The sequence below is a fragment of the Phaeospirillum tilakii genome, assembly GCF_042683125.1.
Lineage (GTDB): Bacteria > Pseudomonadota > Alphaproteobacteria > Rhodospirillales > Magnetospirillaceae > Phaeospirillum > Phaeospirillum tilakii.
Window position 1 is genome coordinate 24,988 of sequence record NZ_JBHUIY010000038.1, and the last position, 14,322, is coordinate 39,309.

The following is a 14,322-nucleotide window of genomic DNA, read 5'->3' on the forward strand; positions in this document are numbered from 1 at the left end:
ACCCGCCGGGTCAGGTCGGGCCGAACCGGGGAGGCCCAAACGCCGCGCGGGCGGGCCGCCAGCCGCCTCAGCGCCGGCCGAACAGCGATTCGATCTCGGCCCGCGACAGGGTGACATGGGTCGGCCGGCCGTGATTGCACTGGCCGGACAGCGGGGTGGCCTCCATCTGCCGCAGCAGGGCGTTCATCTCGGCCAGACCGAGCCGCCGCCCGGCCCGCACCGAGCCATGGCAGGCGAGGGTGGCGCACACCTCGGACAGCCGGTCGGACAAGGCGGTTTCCGTTCCCCAATCGGCCAATTGGTCGGCCAGATCGCGCACCAGTCCCGGCACGTCGGTGCCGGTGCCGAGCAGGGCCGGCACCGTCCGCACCACCACCGCCCCCGGCCCGAACGGTTCGAGCCCGAGCCCGAGCGTCTGCAACGCCTCGGCCCGCTCGACCAGCCGCGCCGCCGCCGCCTCGCCCAGATCGATCACCTCGGGCAGCAGCAGCCCCTGGGCGGCGACGCCCCCCTCGGCCAGCGCCTGCTTGATCCGTTCGAACACCAGCCGTTCGTGCGCGGCGTGCTGATCGACGATCACCAGCCCGTCGCGGGTCTGGGCGACGATGTAGGTGTCGTGCAACTGCGCCCGCGCCGCCCCGAGCGGATAGGTCTCCGCCGCCGGATCCTCGGCCGGCGCGGCGACCGCCGCGATCCGGTCGGCGCCGGACGGGGCGGCGGGGGGCAGGTCGAGCCCGGGAATCGGTTCGGCCAGACCGGGTGGCGGCGCCAGCGGGGCCTGGGCGGCGGCGGCGGCGGCCAGCAGCGGCGGCGCCGGCCGGGGCGGGGCGGACCAGCCGGACGAGGCCGCCGGCCGGGCCGGGGCGGACCAGGCATGGGCGCCGAGCGCGCCGAGCGCGGCCTGGCTGACCGTGCTGCTGGTGCGATGGCCGGCGGCGGCGAGGGCGTGGCGGATCGCGCCGACGATCAACCCGCGCACCAGCCCGGAATCGCGGAAGCGCACCTCGGCCTTGGCCGGGTGGACGTTGACGTCGACCTGATCGGCCGGCAGCTCGATGAACAGCGCCACCACCGGATGGCGGTCGCGCGCCACCACGTCCTGATAGGCGCCGCGCACCGCCCCGATCACCAGCCGGTCGCGCACCGGCCTTCCGTTGACGAACAGATACTGGGCGGCGGCGGTGGCGCGGTGATAGGTCGGCAGCCCGGCCCAGCCCGACAGGCGGATGCCGTCGCGCTCGGCGTCGAGCGGCAGGGCGTTGGCGGCGAAATCGCGGCCGATCACCTGGGCCAGCCGGGCCAGCCGGCCGTCCTCGCCCGGCCGGGCGGCGAGATCGAGCAGCCGCCGCCCGTTTTCGATCAGGGCGAAGCCGACGGCGGGATGGGCCATCGCCAGCCGTTCGATCGCCTCGACGGCATGGCCGGTCTCGGTGCGCGGGCTCTTGAGGAATTTCAGCCGGGCCGGGGTGGCGAAGAACAGGTCGCGCACCTCGACCCGGGTGCCGGGGGGATGGGCGGCGGGGACCGGCTCGCCTTTTTCGCCGCCGATCACCGACAGGCTCCAGGCGCTGTCGCTGCCGCGCCGCCGGCTGGTCAGGGTCAGCCGCGCCACCGAGCCGATCGACGGCAGCGCCTCGCCGCGAAAGCCGAGAAACTGGATCCGCACCAGATCGTCGTCGGGCAGTTTCGAGGTGGCGTGGCGCTCGACCGCGAGGCACAGCTCGTCGGGATCCATCCCGACCCCGTCGTCGCTGACCGCGATCAGGGCCTGGCCGCCCTCGGCCAGGGTGACCTCGATCCGGGTGGCGCCGGCGTCGAGGGCGTTCTCGACCAGTTCCTTGATCGCGGCGGCGGGGCGCTCGATCACCTCGCCGGCGGCGATGCGGTTGACCAGGGTGGGGGGGAGCAGACGGATCGGCATGGCCGCCCCAGTCTAGAGCCGGTTCCCGGCAAAGGGAACCGGCTCCGGGCCGGGGGCGGGATCAGGCCGCCGTCACAGACAGAGCGCCTCGGGATCGGCCCGCATCAGCCGCTTGTTCATCTTGCCGATGCTGGTCTTGACCAGGGTCTTGACGAAGCGGACCTGCAACAGCACGCCATAGCGCGAGATGCCGGCGGTCTCGATCGCATGGGCGGCGTAATGGCGCAGGGCGTTCTCGCTGACCTTGCCGACATGATCGGGCTTGAGCAGCACCAGCGCCAGCGGCCGCTCGCCCCATTTCTCGTCGGGGATGCCGATCACCGCCACCTCGTGCACCGCCTCGTGCTTGGAGATGACGTCCTCGAGCTGGAGCGACGAGGTCCACTCGCCGCCGGTCTTGATCACGTCCTTGATGCGGTCGGTGACCTTGAGATAGCCGGCCGGGTTGATGTTGCCCATGTCGGCGGTGTGAAGATAGCCGCCGCTCCACAGCAGTTCGGAGGCCTCCGGCGCCTTGACGTAGCCCTGGGTCAGCCAGGGGGCGCGGACGACCACCTCGCCGACCGCCTTGCCGTTGTGCGGCATGTCGCGCAGCGCGTCATCGACGATGCGCAGATCGACCAGCGGCAGCGGCCGCCCGGTCTTGGCCCGGATCACCGACTGATCCTCGGGCGAGCGGGCGAGGGCGGCGCTGTCGAGATGGGCGACGGTCAGCACCGGACAGGTTTCCGACATGCCGTAGCCGGTGAAGATGTCGATGCCGCGCTTCTGCGCCGCGGTGGCGGTCGCCTCGGGCAGGGCCGAGCCGCCGATCAGCACCTTCCAGCCGGAAAAGTCGGTGTGGGCCGCCTGGGGGTGGTTGAGGATCATGTGCAGGATGGTCGGGACGCAGTGGGAGAAGCTGACCTTCTCCTCGGCGATCAGCCGACAGATCACCTCGGGCTGGTAGCGGCCGGGATAGACCTGCTTCAGCCCCATCATCGTCGCCAGATAGGGAAAGCCCCAGGCATGGACGTGGAACATCGGGGTGATCGGCATGTAGACGTCTTCGCGATGGACATGCCCCTGCCGTGGCGCGCCCCCCAGCGCGGCGGCACAGCCGAGGGTGTGCAGCACCAGTTGGCGATGGCTGAAATAGACCCCCTTGGGATTGCCGGTGGTGCCGGTGGTGTAGAAGGTGGTGGCCTGGGCGTTCTCGTCGAAATCGGGGAAATCGTAATCCGGCGGCGCCGCCGCCAGCAGGGATTCGTACTCGCCGATCGCGGCGATCGGGGCCGGCGGCGGGGCGGCCTCGTCGCTGATCGTCACCACCGTCCGGACCGTTTCGAGCCGGCCGGCGATCTCGGCCAGGATCGGGAAGAACTCGCTGTTGACGATCAGCAGGTCGGCTTCGGAATGGTTGAGGGTGTAGAGGATCTGCTCGGGATTGAGCCGGACATTGACGGTCTGGAGGATGGCTCCCATCATCGGCACGGCGAAGAAGGCCTCGAGATAGCGATGGCTGTCCCAATCCATCATCGCCACCGTCTGCCCCGCCTGGACTCCGTGGGCGGCCAGCAGATTGGCCAGCCGGCCGATGCGATCCTTCAGGGTGCGGTAGGTGTAACGGATCTTTCCCTGATAGGTGATCTCCTGCTCTGGTACGGTCGCCAGAGGGGTAAGCAGCAACTGCTTGATCAGCAGCGGGTATTGATAGGCGGAAGGTGTTGCACTGACGCACCGGACGGACATGAATGGCTCCCTGGCCCGCAAGATCCTCACGAGCCGGCGATTGTAGTCCTGGCCGCCGAGGCGATATAGGCCCCGCGTGTTCCCCTTTTTGCAGACAAGGAATGAGCCCCCGACAGGGCCGCAGAGCCGGGGGAGGGTCAGAGCCGGCCCAGCACGGTCCGGCCGAAAGCCAGGAAGTCGCCCAGGTGGCGTTCGATCACCGCGATGGTGATGGGCAGGTGCAGGGTCTGATAATCATGGACGGCGATGGTGCGGTAGCCGACCATGCGTTGCAGTGCCTCGGCCAGCGCCGTGTCGATCCACCCCGCGCGCGCCAGCAGGGCGAACACGTCGCGGGCACTTTGCGGGACGCCCAGACGTTGACGGCGGATGATGGCATGGCCGATGTCCAGGCAGGCTTCGCAGGCCCGCTGGATGTTGAGGATGGCGGCGTCCTGACGGGTGAAGTCGGTGGCGAAGGTTGCCGGATCCTTGCGGTATTCTTCCTCGGCCCGTGCCACGCAGCGTTCGATGGTGGCCACCTTGTTGAGCAGCACGTCATCGACCATGAACCCGCCCCCCGCTCCGGATGTCGGCGATCAGCGGGGCCCGCGCCTCGTTCAGGGCCGTCATCTCGTTGAGCACGAACATCTCGTAACGGTCGGCCTCGCCCCCTTCGGCGAACAGCCGCCGCCCGGTGGTGACGATCTGGAACTGCATCACCGTGCTGGCGGCGCGCAGGTCGATCAGATCGACATCGACGTCGAGGCGCCGGGCGATGACTTCCCCCGCCTCCCATAGCCGTACCGGATCGATCCCGCCGCGTGGCAGGACGGCAAGGTCGAGGTCGCTGTCGGCTGTTTCCAGCCCCTCCGCCCGGCTGCCGAACAGAATGATGGCCTGCACCTCCGGCAGGGCAGACCGTACCGCCGCCACGATCTGATCGTCTGAAAGCGCCGCCATGCCCGCCCCTGATCGCGTCTGATCCGTTCCGCGTCGACGATAGCGCGTCGGGCCAGGCTTCGATAGCCCGCGATCCGGTGGCCTGCCGCACCCACGGCAAAGAAAAACCCCCGGAGCGTCGCCGCTCCGGGGGCCGGGAACAACCGCCGTGCCTAGCGGGTCAGGTCGAACGAGATCTCGCTCGAGGCGTCGGTGACCTCGAAGATCCGGTCGAGGATCTCGACCAGCACCCGCAGCGCGCCCTGATACCCGAAGGTCGGGAAGCGGTGGTGGTGGTGACGGTCGAAGATCGGGAAGGTCAGCCGGATCAGCGGAATGCCGGTGTCCTTTTCGAGATACTTGCCGTAGGAATTGCCGATCAGGAAGTCGCTCGGCTCGGTGAACAGCAGCGAGCGCAGGTGCCACAGGTCCTTGCCGCGCCAGACCTGACCCTCCGCGCCGAACGGCGAGGTGGCGAGCAGGGCCTTGGCCTTGGCTTCCCATTCGGCCGAGCCGTTGGTGCACAGCACGTGCTTCGGCTCGCAGCCCATCTCCAGCAGGAAGGCGGTCATCGCCAGGGTGAAGTCGGGATCGCCGTAGATCGAGAAGCTCTTGCCGTGCAGCCAGGCCTGGCTGTCGGCGATGGCGTCGATCAGACGGCCGCGCTCCTTCTCGATGCTCTCGGGGATCGCCTTGCCCGACAGCTCGGCCACCTTCATCAGCAGGGCGTCGGTGGCGCCGATGCCCATCGGGTAGTTGAAGCTGGCGACGGTCTGACCCTTCTCGCCGCAATATTCGAGGGTCTTCGGGGTGCAATATTCCTGCAGCGAGATGGTCGCCTTGGCGTTGATCGCGGCGCGGGCGTCGTCGAGGCTGGTGCCGCCGTCATACATCCGGTACTCGCCGTCGGACGGGGTGTCGTAGACGTCGGACACGTCGCCGAGCAGGGTGTACTCCACCCCCATCAGGTCGAGGTAGCGCTTCAGTTCGCGGTTGTTGGCGACCGCGTAGCCGTCGAAGCCGGGGATGATGTTGATCTTGGCGTCGGCGCTGCGTTCCTTGACGCTTTCCCGATCCCAGAAGTAGTTGAGGATGCCCTTCATCATGTTGTCGTAGCCGGTGGTGTGGCTGCCGACGAACGACGGGGTGTGGGCGAAGGGAACCGGGAAATCGGCCGGAACCGCGGCCTTCTCGGCGCTCTTGGCGGTGCCGATGAACGCCGACAGGTCGTCACCGATGACTTCGGCCATGCAGGTGGTCGAAATCGCGATCATCTTGGGCGAGTAGAGCTTGTAGGCGTTCTGCAGGCCCTCGACCAGATTGTTGAGGCCGCCGAACACCGCCGCGTCCTCGGTCATCGAGTCGGCGACGATCGGCACCGCCTCCTTGAGGTGACGGGCGAGGTGCGAGCGGAAATAGGCGACACAGCCCTGGGAGCCGTGGACGTAGGGCAGGGTGCCTTCGAAGCCGGCGGCGGCGAACACCGCGCCCAGCGGCTGGCAGGCCTTCTGCGGGTTGATCACCGCGACTTCACGGGCGAAGTTCTTCTCGCGATATTCCCAGCCCTTGGTGTACTCGGCCTGGGCGGCGACGTCGGCGTCGCTCGGCCGGCACTCGAACTGAGCCTTCTTGCGGTCGAAGATCTCCTTGTATTCCGGCTCCTGGAACAGCTTGACGTGGTCTTTGATCTGGTCAGCGCTCTGAGGCATGACAACTCTCCTTCCCAGCTCCCCGCGCCCCCGGATGATGGGCGCCGCGCGGGGAGGGGTTCAGTATCTCGATACGGGTCGGGTCCCGTGGGGGGACGAAACTGGCCTGGAGCCGGGGTTACGCAGCCTTCCAGGGAGCCTTGAACTTGCTCCAGATCGGGCTGTTGACCGCCATGTCCATGTCACGGGCGAAGATGGCGAACCCATCGTAGCCGTGATACGGGCCGGAATAGTCCCACGAGTGCATCTGGCGGAAGGGCACGCCCATCTTCTGGGTGGCGTACTTTTCCTTGACGCCGGAGCCGACCAGATCGGGGCGGAGCTTTTCGATGAACTTCTCCAGTTCGTAGCCGGAGACGTCGTCGTAGACCAGCGTGCCTTCCTTGAGATAATGGCCGGTGCGCTGATAATCGTCGTTATGGGCGAATTCGTAGCCGGTGCCGACGATCACCATGCCGAGATCGTCATAGGCGGTGGCGACGTGACGCGGGCGCAGGCCGCCGACATAGAGCAGCACGGTCTTGCCTTCGAGCCGCGGCTTGTAGCGCGCGACCACCGCATCGACCAGCGGCTGGTACTTGGCGATCACCTTCTCGGCATTGGCCTGGATGGTCTCGTCGAACTGGGCCGCGATCTTGCGCAGCGAAGCCGCGATCTGGGTCGGGCCGAAGAAGTTATATTCCACCCACGGAATGTCGTACTTCTCTTCCATGTGCCGGCAGATGTAGTTCATCGACCGGTAGCAGTGGATCAGGTTGAGCTTGGCCTTGGGGGCGCGCTCGATCTCGGCCAGGGTGGCGTCACCCGACCAGGAGCCGATCACCCGCAGGCCGATCTCTTCCAGCAACTTGCGCGACGGCCAGGCGTCGCCGCCGATGTTGTAGTCGGCGATCAGGTTGACGTCGTAGGGGCCGGTTTCCCACTCGGCTTCGGTCTTGTCGAACACCCAGTCGCGGATGGCGTCGTTGGCGATGTGGTGGCCGAGCGACTGCGACACGCCGCGGAAGCCCTCGCAGCGGACCGGAACGATGGTCTTGCCGGTTTCCTTGCTCTTCTTCTTGGCCACCGCCTCGATGTCGTCGCCGATCAGGCCGATCGGGCATTCCGACTGAATGGTGATGCCGCGATTGAGCGGGAACATCTCGTTCAGCTCATCGACCATCTTGTCGAGGTTCTTGTCGCCCCCGAACACGATGTCGCGTTCCTGGAAGTCCGAGGTGATCTGCATCGTGACGAAGCTGTCGACGCCGACGGTGCCGTTGAAGTAGTTGCGGCGCTGCGACCAGGAATACTGACCACAGCCGACCGGACCGTGGGAGATGTGGACCATGTCCTTGATCGGGCCCCACACCACGCCCTTCGAACCGGCATAGGCGCAGCCACGGATGGTCATCACGCCGGGAACGGACTTGATGTTGGACTTGACGCCACAGGTCGGGTTGCCGCTGGCGTCGGCCTTGACGGTGCCGAGGTGGCGCGCGCGCTTCTTGGCGGCCTTTTCCGGGTACTGATCAAGCACTTCCTTGATCAGAGCCTCGTTGGCGGCGGTATCGTTGACGTTATCGAGGCTCATGCCCCTTCTCCTTTCCGCGTGGTCTAAGCGTCACCCCTGTCCCCCCGACCCGGCCGGGCCGGTGGGACAGGCGGGTTGCCCCGGGGATCAGCCGGCCTTCTTTTCCTTGGCCTGGAGCTCGGCGAGCTGCTGCTCGTCGGACTTCATGATGCCGAACTCGAGCAGCAGGTCCTCGAGCTCTTCCATGGTGATCGGGGTCGGGATGGTGCCCTTGCCGCAATTGGCGTGGATCTTGGTCGCCAGGGTCCGGTACTCGGCCGCCTGCGACGAGTCGGGGGCGTACTGGATCACGGTCATGCGGCGCAGCTCGGCGTGCTGGACGATGTTGTTGCGCGGCACGAAGTGGATCATCTGGGTGTTGATCCGCTTGGCCAGGGTCTCGGCGAGGTCGAGCTCGCGGTCGGTCTGGCGCTCGTTGCAGATCAGGCCGCCCAGGCGCACGCCGCCGGTGCCGGCATACTTCAGGATGCCCTTGGCGATGTTGTTGGCGGCGAACAGCGCCATCATCTCGCCCGACATCACGATGTAGATTTCCTGGGCCTTGTTCTCGCGGATCGGCATCGCGAAGCCGCCGCACACCACGTCGCCCAGCACGTCGTAGGAGACGTAATCGACGTCGTCGTAGGCACCGTTCTCTTCGAGGAAGTTGATCGCGGTGATCACGCCGCGGCCGGCGCAGCCGACGCCCGGCTCGGGGCCACCGGCCTCGGTGCACTTGATCCCCTTGTAGCCGATCTTCATCACGTCATCGAGCTCGAGGTCTTCGACCGAGCCGGCCTTGGCGGCGAGGTGCAGAACGGTGTCCTGCAGCTTGGTGTTGAGGATCAGTCGGGTCGAGTCGGCCTTGGGGTCACAGCCGACGATCAGGATCTTCTGGTCCATTTCGACCAGGGCGGCCAGGGTGTTCTGCGAGGTGGTCGACTTGCCGATACCGCCCTTGCCGTAGAAAGCGATCTGACGAGGCATGTTGGGGTTTCCTTTCTGTCTGCCTGCCTTCAAAAACCGTCGGCGGAGGGCCTGACGCCCCTGCCACGCCTCTCTCCTTGCAGGGAGCGTGCCAAGTGCCTGGACGACGGCCAACCCGACCTGATTCGCGGCGAAACGGCGGCAAAATCGTTCTATATCAATGCATTGTCTTGGGGCGGGAGGCAGATGCCCAACAAATGGGCGGCTGTTGGGAACGCGACAAGCCGGCGGCGCCTGTGTTCGAAGCCGAACAGCGGGGGGCGGACGGGGCGAACAGCGGTGGCGGGGGACAGGTATGGTTCTTGCAGGATGGAACGGGCTTCCATCCGAAAGTCATGCCGCACCATGGACCAGCCGACGAATTGCCGACTTGGACACAGCACCAACATGGTTGGTCTCGCCACCGACTTGCTGGGCAGTGACGCCTTCAACGAGGATCCGCGCGAGATTCATCTGTCCGGGGTGCGGGAGATGAATGGCGGGCTGTTCGAGATGCTCGGCCGGGCCGACGATCTCGCCGACGCCGGCGACGCTTTTTATAAATACATGGTGGCGATGTTCGGCATCGACCCCGAGCAGCATGACGGCGCCGCCGGCCGGGCGGGCGGGCCGCGCCGTTACCGCGCCAGCTTCCTGCGCCTGCTGAAGGGCTGGGGCTATGATTCCAACGGGCCGGAAGGGGCGGTGCTGAAGGGCTGGGTCGAAAGCCGTTTCGGCCTGTTCCCGACCTTCCACAAGGAACGGATCTCCCGTTTCGCCGGCCAGGGCTGGATCAGCTACGTCGAAGAAAAGATGTCGAGCCGGTTCCATAACAACTCGATCTACTGCCAGCTCGACATCCTCTACGAGTTCTGTCAGTGGGCGCTCGGCCGCTACGTCGCGCCGGGCGAACGCCACCTCACCCTCTATCGCGGCGTCAATTCGTTCGACGAACACCAGATCGTCGCCCGGATCGACCGCAAGACGGTGGTGATGCACCTCAACAATCTCGCGTCCTTCACCAGCGACCGCAGCGTCGCCGACTGTTTCGGCGACGTGATCCTGACCGTGCGGGTGCCGGCGGTGAAGGTGCTGTTCTTCAACACCCTGCTCGCCACCCACCCGCTGAAGGGCGAAGGCGAATTCCTGGTGATCGGCGGCGATTACCGGGTGCGGGCCGACTACATCTGACCGGGGACACGACGATGCCGCCTTTGTTCGATTCTCTCTCGTCCACCACTCCGAGGCCGCCGATGTCCGGACCCTCCCTGACCGAACGCGCGCTGGGCGCCTATCTCGGCTTTGCCGTCGGCGATGCGCTGGGCGCCACCGTCGAATTCATGACCCGGCGCGAGATCGAGGAAAAATACCGCCTGCACCGCAAGATGATCGGCGGCGGCTGGCTCCATCTCGCCCCCGGTCAGGTCACCGACGACACCGAGATGAGCCTGTGCCTCGGCCGCTCGCTGGCCCGGCGCCAGACCCTCGATCTGCCCGACGTCTGCGACGAATTCGCCGCCTGGCTGAAAAGCGGGCCGGTCGATATCGGCAACACCTGTCGGCGCGGCATCCGCCGCTACATGACCCACGGTCAGGTCGAGGGCGCCTACAGCGAGGGCGATGCCGGCAATGGCGCGGCGATGCGCAATCTGCCCGTTGCGCTGGCAACGCTGGGCCGGCCCGATCTGCTGGAAAAATGGACGATTGCCCAAGCACACATCACCCACAACCATCCGCTGTCGGACGACGCCACCCTGGCCCTGGGACGGATGACCCAGGCCCTGCTGCTCGGCCAGGGGATGCGCGAGGCGCGCGAGGTGGCGCGCCGGCTGGTCGAAACCCATCGCGGCTTCCGCTTCGAGCATTTCCACGGCCAATCGACCGCCTACATCATCGATACGATGCAGACGGTGCTGCATTTCTACTTCCTGACCGATTCGTTCCGCTCCTGCCTGATCGAGGTGGTCAATCAGGGCGGCGACGCCGACACCACCGGCGCGATCGTCGGCATGCTGGCCGGGGCCACCTATGGGGTGCAGGACATCCCGACCGCCTGGCTCGGCAAGCTCGACAAGAACGTTGCCGATGAAATCCGCCGTCAGGTCCCGGCCCTGCTGGCCCTGGCGCGGACGCTCGAAACCGAACAACCACAACAAGGAGGACCAGGGAATGGCGGTGATCCTGTTCTATGAGAAGCCGGGCTGCGTCAACAACACCCGGCAGAAGCAGATCCTCCGGCAATCCGGCCATGACGTGGTCGCGCTCGATATCCGGGTGCAGACCTGGCGGCCGGAGACCCTGCGCCCGTTCTTCGGCGACCGGCCGGTGGCGGAATGGTTCAACCGCGCGGCGCCACGGGTCAAGTCCGGCGCGGTGGTGCCGGAACTGGCCGAGGCCGACGAGGCGCTGGCCCAGATGTGCCTCGACCCGCTGCTGATCCGTCGGCCGTTGATCGAATGCGACGGGCGCCGTCTCGCCGGGTTCGACGAGGCGGTGCTCGACTCGTGGGTCGGGCTTGCGCCCCGCGCGGAGCCGGCGCCCCAGGCCTGCCCCCGAAGCGAAGGGGTTTGCCCCGAACCGCCCTCTACCGGGGAGGAGCACTGAGCGGGCGCTGCCCGCACCCGCCAAGGGCCGCAAGGCCCTTGGATCCCGCTCCTGATCCTGCGCGCGGCGGCGCGGGTGTAACCTTCCATCGACAAACCTGTTCCGCCCCGTATCCTGGCGCGGCGGAACAAGGGGGAGCGGATGCTGCTGGAGCCGGGACAGATCGCGGGGTTCCTGCTGGCGGCGGTGGCGGTGACACTGGCGCCGGGGCCGGACAATCTGATGGTGCTGAGCCTCGGCCTGTCGCGCGGTCGCCGCGCCGGGATGGCGTTCGGCATCGGCTGCGGCCTCGGCTGTCTCAGTCACACCCTGCTCGCGGCGCTGGGGCTGGCGGCGGTGATCCAGGCTTCGCCCGGGGCGTTTCTGGCGCTCAGACTGTGTGGCGGGGCTTATCTGGTCTGGCTGGGGATCGGGGCGTTGCGCGGCGGCGGCGGGTTTGCCCCACCGCCGGCGGTGGGGCCGGCGCGTCTCGCGCCGTTGTTCTGGCGCGGGCTGCTCGCCAATGCGATCAATCCCAAGGTCATTCTGTTCTTCCTCGCCTTCCTGCCCCAGTTCGTCATCGCCGGGCGTGGTGACGAGGCGGTTCAGATCGCCCTGCTGGGCGGGCTGTTCGCCGCCCAGGCGGCGCTGTTGTTCGGGCTGCTCGGCGCGCTGGCGGGACGGATCGGCGGCTGGCTGCACCGGCGGCCGGGCGCGGGAAAATGGCTCGACCGCTGCGCCGGAGGGGTGCTGATCGCCCTCGGCGCCCGACTGATGGTGACACGATGAGGGAGGACAGGATGCGGGGAAGGCTTTTCGCCCGGCTGGGGGCGGCGATCGTCGCGCTGATGCTGGCTTCAGGCCCGGCCGGGGCGAACGAGGCGGAACCGGCCCGCTGGACGGCGGCACGCCACCAGCCGACGGCAATGAAGCTGGTCACCTGGCGCGATGCCGCCGGTGCCGACAAGCCGTTCGCCGATTATGTCCGCGATACCGTCGCGGTGCTGCAACAGGCGCGCGGGCCGATCGAGCCCGATCCGGCGCTGGCCCCTTCCCATGCCGAACTGGTCGGGCCGCATCAATGGCCGCTCGACCCGGCCTGTGGCGGTACCGCCAAGGCCGGGATGCTGCTGGTGCACGGGCTGAGCGACTCGCCCTATCTGATGCGCGATGTCGGCGATGCCCTGGCCCGGCTGCCCGGACGCTGTCTGCTGGTGCGCTCGATCCTGCTGCCGGGACATGGCGGGGTGCCGGGCGACCTGATCCGCCCCACCGCCGCCGAATGGCAGGCGGCGCTGCGCTATGGCATCGACAGCTTCGCCGGAGAGGTGCCCAAGGTCCATCTCGCCGGCTTCTCGACCGGCGCGGCGCTGGCGCTCGACCTCGCCCTCAACGGCGCGCCGCCCAAGGTCACGCTGGCCTCGCTGACCCTGCTGTCACCCTCGATCGGCCTGACCAACCGCTTTCCGCTGCACCGGATCCCGTATGGCTTCGAACTGTTCCAGGCGATCCTGACCGCCTTTCGCGGCTTCGGCCCGGAAGGGGCGTGGCTGCGGATCGACGAGGACCTCGATTTCGCCAAGGCGGAAAGCTTTCCGGTGATGGCGCCGCGTCCGCTGATGGAGGTGATGACCGAGGTCGAACGGGCGAAACGGCCGCTGACCCTGCCGGTGCTGATGGCCTTCTCGGCCGACGATGTCACCGTCGATCCCCAGGCCTCGCTCGATTTCTTCCGCCAGCGGGTGGAAAACCCGGCCAGCCGGCTGCTGCTGTTCGCCAGCCCGGCGACGCTGGCGGCCCATCCCGATCGCTACGCCCGGCTCGATCGCGACGATTCCCGCGTCACCTGCCTGCGTGGCACCGGCCCCGACGACACCGGCTGCGCGCCACCGGCGGCGCAGCCGCTGCCGCGATGCCCGTTCGGCAGCCCGGCCGGGATCTGCGTCACCCGGATCGGCCATAACGGTGTACCGGTGGCGCCGGACAATCCGCATTACGGCGCGGCGGGCGATTACCGCAATTGCCTCGGCTACGCCACCAACCAGGAGTGGGGCAAGCTGTGCGGCTGCGTCACCCCGACCCAGCGCGCCGCCCTGCCGCAATGCCGGACCACCCAGGCGGCGAGCGGCCCGCTGTCGTTCAGCGAGATGACCCCGGAGGAAATGAAGAAGAGTGACGGCCTGGTGATCCGGATCGGCTTCAACCCGCTGTTCGAGCGGACGATGGCGGCGGTGGCGGCGTTTCTGCCGGAATGAGGGACGGCAAGCGGAACCTGCGGATTGGATGCAGGTTCCGCTTGCGAACCGCGCCAAGTTTGGCATAATCCCCCTCCACGTCGCGAGGCGGGCCAACGCGCCGCCCGACCGGGACGCGGGTGTAGCTCAATGGTAGAGCAGAAGCTTCCCAAGCTTACGACGAGGGTTCGATTCCCTTCACCCGCTCCAACCGCTTCTCATAACGTTTTCAACACGTTAGTGAGACTGCCCGCCGGGCGATAAAGAGCCGGCCTGGGAAATTCGGACAGGGCGATAAGTGGATTTTCCGCCTGAAAGCGGCGACGATGCCGCGCAGGAGGAAGGACCATGACGAAACGTGCGCGCCGGACCCATTCACCGGCTTTCAAGGCGAAGGTGGCCCTGGCGGCGATCAAGGGCGACAAGACGCTGGCCGAGCTGGCTCAGCAGTATGACGTGCACCCCAATCAGATCACGACTTGGCGGGGGGCAGTTGCTGGAGGGAGCGGCCGGGGTGTTCGGCGCGACACCGGGGGAGGCGTCGGGCGAAGCGCCGGTGGACCTGAAGGCGCTGCCCGCTAGAGCATTTCCCGGTTAGATCGAATAGCCACTATTTTTGATGTAATTTTGACATTCGTCGGAGGAAAAGTCGCTGAGGGCGGAGGCGATGGCTTGCTCCAGGGCCTCGACGGACCGTGCGGCAAT

12 protein-coding genes, 1 tRNA gene and 1 pseudogene are annotated in these 14,322 nt (G+C 67.4%); 7 read left to right on the forward strand and 7 right to left on the reverse strand.

Annotated elements, in window-relative coordinates:
* Nucleotides 1–67: 67 nt before the first annotated feature.
* The 7 genes from mutL to nifH form a co-directional block, all read right to left on the reverse strand.
* Nucleotides 68–1,921, reverse strand: a complete 1,854-nt coding sequence (gene mutL, locus ACFSNB_RS15345; RefSeq protein ID WP_377318129.1) for a DNA mismatch repair endonuclease MutL — start codon at nucleotides 1,919–1,921, stop codon at nucleotides 68–70.
* 72 nt (nucleotides 1,922–1,993) lie between these two features.
* Nucleotides 1,994–3,652, reverse strand: coding sequence for a fatty acid--CoA ligase (locus ACFSNB_RS15350; protein WP_377318131.1), 1,659 nt, complete (start codon nucleotides 3,650–3,652; stop codon nucleotides 1,994–1,996).
* Between the two features lie 137 nt (nucleotides 3,653–3,789).
* A complete protein-coding gene (gene hepT / locus ACFSNB_RS15355) occupies nucleotides 3,790–4,200 on the reverse strand; it encodes a type VII toxin-antitoxin system HepT family RNase toxin (protein ID WP_377318133.1) in 411 nt (136 codons plus the stop codon).
* Nucleotides 4,190–4,594: a type VII toxin-antitoxin system MntA family adenylyltransferase antitoxin gene (gene mntA, locus ACFSNB_RS15360; protein ID WP_377318135.1), complete on the reverse strand. Its 405-nt coding sequence runs from the start codon at nucleotides 4,592–4,594 to the stop codon at nucleotides 4,190–4,192. The genes hepT and mntA overlap by 11 nt, the downstream gene beginning before the upstream one ends.
* Before the next feature lie 152 nt (nucleotides 4,595–4,746).
* The gene (gene nifK, locus ACFSNB_RS15365; protein ID WP_377318137.1) at nucleotides 4,747–6,282 is read right to left on the reverse strand and encodes a nitrogenase molybdenum-iron protein subunit beta; all 1,536 of its coding nucleotides are present in this window, start codon (nucleotides 6,280–6,282) and stop codon (nucleotides 4,747–4,749) included.
* Nucleotides 6,283–6,400: 118 nt separating this feature from the next.
* Entirely contained in the window at nucleotides 6,401–7,855 is a 1,455-nt protein-coding gene (nifD, locus tag ACFSNB_RS15370) for a nitrogenase molybdenum-iron protein alpha chain (RefSeq protein WP_377318139.1), read from the reverse strand.
* A gap of 87 nt (nucleotides 7,856–7,942) precedes the next feature.
* Entirely contained in the window at nucleotides 7,943–8,821 is an 879-nt protein-coding gene (gene nifH, locus ACFSNB_RS15375; protein WP_377318141.1) for a nitrogenase iron protein, read from the reverse strand.
* Nucleotides 8,822–9,166: 345 nt separating this feature from the next.
* On the opposite strand from nifH, the gene ACFSNB_RS15380 reads away from it, so the two are divergent.
* The 7 genes and pseudogenes from ACFSNB_RS15380 to ACFSNB_RS15410 form a co-directional block, all read left to right on the forward strand.
* Nucleotides 9,167–9,991, forward strand: coding sequence for an NAD(+)--dinitrogen-reductase ADP-D-ribosyltransferase (locus tag ACFSNB_RS15380; RefSeq protein WP_377318143.1), 825 nt, complete (start codon nucleotides 9,167–9,169; stop codon nucleotides 9,989–9,991).
* A 62-nt stretch (nucleotides 9,992–10,053) separates the two neighbouring features.
* Nucleotides 10,054–10,992: an ADP-ribosyl-[dinitrogen reductase] hydrolase gene (gene draG, locus ACFSNB_RS15385; RefSeq protein WP_377318145.1), complete on the forward strand. Its 939-nt coding sequence runs from the start codon at nucleotides 10,054–10,056 to the stop codon at nucleotides 10,990–10,992.
* Nucleotides 10,970–11,404 carry an ArsC/Spx/MgsR family protein gene (locus ACFSNB_RS15390; protein WP_377318147.1) on the forward strand — a complete coding sequence of 145 codons (435 nt, stop codon included), beginning with the start codon at nucleotides 10,970–10,972 and terminating at the stop codon, nucleotides 11,402–11,404. Before draG ends, ACFSNB_RS15390 begins: the two co-directional genes overlap by 23 nt.
* A 141-nt stretch (nucleotides 11,405–11,545) precedes the next feature.
* Entirely contained in the window at nucleotides 11,546–12,172 is a 627-nt protein-coding gene (locus ACFSNB_RS15395) for a LysE family translocator (RefSeq protein ID WP_377318149.1), read from the forward strand.
* An 11-nt stretch (nucleotides 12,173–12,183) separates the two neighbouring features.
* Nucleotides 12,184–13,638 (forward strand): alpha/beta hydrolase, encoded by a 1,455-nt coding sequence (locus tag ACFSNB_RS15400; RefSeq protein WP_377318151.1) that lies wholly within the window; start codon nucleotides 12,184–12,186, stop codon nucleotides 13,636–13,638.
* 115 nt (nucleotides 13,639–13,753) lie between these two features.
* Nucleotides 13,754–13,827: transfer RNA gene (locus ACFSNB_RS15405), tRNA-Gly, on the forward strand.
* Nucleotides 13,828–13,965: 138 nt separating this feature from the next.
* Nucleotides 13,966–14,200 (forward strand): annotated as a pseudogene (locus ACFSNB_RS15410) (transposase); the annotation flags it as partial.
* Nucleotides 14,201–14,322 lie beyond the last annotated feature (122 nt).

Excerpts from the sequence above, each read along its gene's own strand:
- ACFSNB_RS15400 (WP_377318151.1), top strand. The coding sequence starts at position 12,184 with ATGCGGGGAAGGCTTTTCGCCCGGCTGGGGGCGGCGATCGTCGCGCTG.
- mntA (WP_377318135.1), bottom strand. The coding sequence starts at position 4,594 with ATGGCGGCGCTTTCAGACGATCAGATCGTGGCGGCGGTACGGTCTGCC.
- ACFSNB_RS15390 (WP_377318147.1), top strand. The coding sequence starts at position 10,970 with ATGGCGGTGATCCTGTTCTATGAGAAGCCGGGCTGCGTCAACAACACC.
- ACFSNB_RS15380 (WP_377318143.1), top strand. The coding sequence starts at position 9,167 with ATGGACCAGCCGACGAATTGCCGACTTGGACACAGCACCAACATGGTT.
- draG (WP_377318145.1), top strand. The coding sequence starts at position 10,054 with ATGTCCGGACCCTCCCTGACCGAACGCGCGCTGGGCGCCTATCTCGGC.
- mutL (WP_377318129.1), bottom strand. The coding sequence starts at position 1,921 with ATGCCGATCCGTCTGCTCCCCCCCACCCTGGTCAACCGCATCGCCGCC.
- hepT (WP_377318133.1), bottom strand. The coding sequence starts at position 4,200 with ATGGTCGATGACGTGCTGCTCAACAAGGTGGCCACCATCGAACGCTGC.
- nifK (WP_377318137.1), bottom strand. The coding sequence starts at position 6,282 with ATGCCTCAGAGCGCTGACCAGATCAAAGACCACGTCAAGCTGTTCCAG.
- nifH (WP_377318141.1), bottom strand. The coding sequence starts at position 8,821 with ATGCCTCGTCAGATCGCTTTCTACGGCAAGGGCGGTATCGGCAAGTCG.
- nifD (WP_377318139.1), bottom strand. The coding sequence starts at position 7,855 with ATGAGCCTCGATAACGTCAACGATACCGCCGCCAACGAGGCTCTGATC.
- ACFSNB_RS15395 (WP_377318149.1), top strand. The coding sequence starts at position 11,546 with ATGCTGCTGGAGCCGGGACAGATCGCGGGGTTCCTGCTGGCGGCGGTG.
- ACFSNB_RS15350 (WP_377318131.1), bottom strand. The coding sequence starts at position 3,652 with ATGTCCGTCCGGTGCGTCAGTGCAACACCTTCCGCCTATCAATACCCG.